Origin of the sequence: Rhizobium aureum (assembly GCF_030182495.1) — a bacterium.
Classification (GTDB): domain Bacteria; phylum Pseudomonadota; class Alphaproteobacteria; order Rhizobiales; family Rhizobiaceae; genus Rhizobium; species Rhizobium tropici_C.
This window is the reverse complement of the sequence record NZ_JAQJCI010000039.1, coordinates 2,501-5,666: the sequence shown is the minus strand read 5'-3', so window position 1 is coordinate 5,666 and position 3,166 is coordinate 2,501. Positions and strand designations below refer to the sequence as shown.

General features: G+C 53.0%; 1 rRNA gene. It reads right to left on the bottom strand.

Annotation, left to right across the window (positions count from 1 at the left end):
* Positions 1 to 32: 32 nt before the first annotated feature.
* Positions 33 to 2,831, bottom strand: a 23S ribosomal RNA gene (locus PH552_RS33540).
* Between the last annotated feature and the right edge of the window lie 335 nt (positions 2,832 to 3,166).

Sequence of the window (3,166 nt, the reverse complement as noted above, 5' to 3'; positions counted from 1 at the left end):
TCGAATTTATTCGATGAGCACTGGCAATGGGAACGATCAAGCCAATCGAGCTATTAGTACCGGTAAGCTTCATGCGTTGCCGCACTTCCACACCCGGCCTATCAACGTGGTCGTCTTCCACGGCTCTGATAGGGAACACTCGTTTCCAGGTTGGTTTCCCGCTTAGATGCCTTCAGCGGTTATCCATTCCATATATAGCTACCCTGCTATGCCCTTGGCAGGACAACAGGTCCACCAGAGATATGTCCATCCCGGTCCTCTCGTACTAGGGACAGATCCTGTCAATATTCCTACACCCACGGCAGATAGGGACCGAACTGTCTCACGACGTTCTGAACCCAGCTCACGTACCGCTTTAATTGGCGAACAGCCAAACCCTTGGGACCTGCTCCAGCCCCAGGATGCGATGAGCCGACATCGAGGTGCCAAACAACCCCGTCGATATGGACTCTTGGGGGTCATCAGCCTGTTATCCCCGGCGTACCTTTTATCCGTTGAGCGATGGCCCTTCCACGCGGGACCACCGGATCACTATGACCGACTTTCGTCTCTGCTCGACTTGTCAGTCTCGCAGTCAGGCGGGCTTATGCCATTGCACTCGACGACCGATTTCCGACCGGTCTGAGCCCACCATCGCGCGCCTCCGTTACTCTTTCGGAGGCGACCGCCCCAGTCAAACTACCCACCATACACTGTCCCGGATCCGGATGACGGACCGCGGTTAGACATCCATGACGATAAGGGTGGTATTTCAAGGATGGCTCCACAAGAACTGGCGTCCCTGCTTCAAAGCCTACCACCTATCCTACACATGCCGACACGAATGCCAGTGTAAAGCTATAGTAAAGGTGCACGGGGTCTTTCCGTCTGACCGCAGGAACCCCGCATCTTCACGGGGAATTCAATTTCACTGAGTCTATGTTGGAGACAGCGGGGAAGTCGTTACGCCATTCGTGCAGGTCGGAACTTACCCGACAAGGAATTTCGCTACCTTAGGACCGTTATAGTTACGGCCGCCGTTTACTGGGGCTTCGATTCAGAGCTTGCACCCCTCCTCTTAACCTTCCAGCACCGGGCAGGCGTCAGACCCTATACGTCGTCTTGCGACTTCGCAGAGCCCTGTGTTTTTGGTAAACAGTCGCTACCCCCTGGTCTGTGCCACCCTCACATGCTTGCGCACATAAGGGTCACGCTTCTTCCGAAGTTACGCGTGCAATTTGCCGAGTTCCTTCAACATAGTTCTCTCAAGCGCCTTGGTATACTCTACCTGACCACCTGTGTCGGTTTCGGGTACGGTCTATACGGTGGAGCTATTTCCTGGAACCGCGTCCCCGCCCACACAATCCGATAAGTGTGAACAAGTTAAGCAATCCGTCACTACCACCAGGCCCACGAATATTAACGTGGTTCCCATCGACTACGCGTGTCCGCCTCGTCTTAGGGGCCGGCTAACCCTGCTCAGATTAACTTTAAGCAGGAACCCTTGGTCTTTCGGCGAGAGGGTCTCTCACCCTCTTTATCGTTACTCATGTCAACATTCGCACTTCCGATACCTCCAGGACCCCTCACGGGTATCCCTTCATCAGCTTACGGAACGCTCCGCTACCACTCCTCAAAGAGGAATCCTCAGCTTCGGTGCATGGCTTCAGCCCCGTTACATTTTCGGCGCAAAGACCCTTGACTAGACCAGTGAGCTGTTACGCTTTCTTTAAATGATGGCTGCTTCTAAGCCAACATCCTGGTTGTTTTGGGATCCTCACATCCTTTCCCACTTAGCCATGACTTGGGGACCTTAGCTGGAGGTTAGGGTTGTTGCCCTTTTCACGACGGACGTTAGCACCCGCCGTGTGTCTGCCTGGTAGTACTTCCCGGTATTCGGAGTTTGGTTAGGATCAGTAAGACGGTGAGTCCCCATAGCCCATCCAGTGCTCTACCCCCGGGAGTATTCGCCAGACGCTCTACCTAAATAGATTTCGCGGAGAACCAGCTATTTCCGAGTTTGATTGGCCTTTCACCCCTAGCCACAAGTCATCCCAATCTATTGCAACAGATGCGGGTTCGGTCCTCCAGTTGGTGTTACCCAACCTTCAACCTGCTCATGGCTAGATCACTCGGTTTCGGGTCTAATGCAACAAACTATATCGCCCTATTCAGACTCGCTTTCGCTTCGCCTACACCTACCGGCTTAAGCTTGCTTGTTACACTAAGTCGTTGACCCATTATACAAAAGGTACGCCGTCACCCTTGCGGGCTCCGACTGTTTGTAGGCATCCAGTTTCAGGTTCTATTTCACTCCCCTTGTCGGGGTGCTTTTCACCTTTCCCTCACGGTACTGGTTCGCTATCGGTCATGCACGAGTACTTAGGCTTGGAGAGTGGTCTCCCCATGTTCAGACAGGATTTCACGTGTCCCGCCCTACTCTAGGACAATAAAGCTATCTACGCGTACGGGGCTGTCACCCTCTACGGCAAACCTTTCCAGGTTCTTCCACTTTAAACTTCATTGCCACTGGCCTGGTCCGCGTTCGCTCGCCACTACTTGCGGAGTCTCGGTTGATGTCCTTTCCTGCAGGTACTTAGATGTTTCAGTTCCCTGCGTTCGCTTCTTACACCCTATTTTATTCAGGTGAAGATACCTCTTAACAATGCTTAGAAACCCAAGCTGCTTATTCAGCAGTTTGGATTTTCTAAGCATTTAAGGTGGGTTGCCCCATTCGGAGATCCATGGATCAAAGCTTATTCGCAGCTCCCCACGGCTTTTCGCAGCGTATCACGTCCTTCATCGCCTGTGCATGCCTAGGCATCCACTAAATGCCCTTACGACACTTGATCGTTCTCATTGCCAATGCTCATCATCTAGTTGTTCGTTTCCAGCGGAAACGACAACAGACCGGGTTACCTTTTACAACCCAGCCTACTCAACAATGCCATCGACGTGTTCGACAGGCTTGCTTTATCGGAGCTACGCCGAGCAGCTCGCTTGCAGCCTGTCTTAAGACCAGCTTCTCGAGATTTGATCCGATACCGCGCGGTCAGGCAACGGTAATCCAGCCGTCCGTCAGATGCAGCCCAGAAGGACTGCAAACAACAACGACCCAGAGCGACAAGCTTCCTTCCTACCTCCGATCTCTCCACCATATCCGGCCGGCTAGGCCATCCTTGGTTTC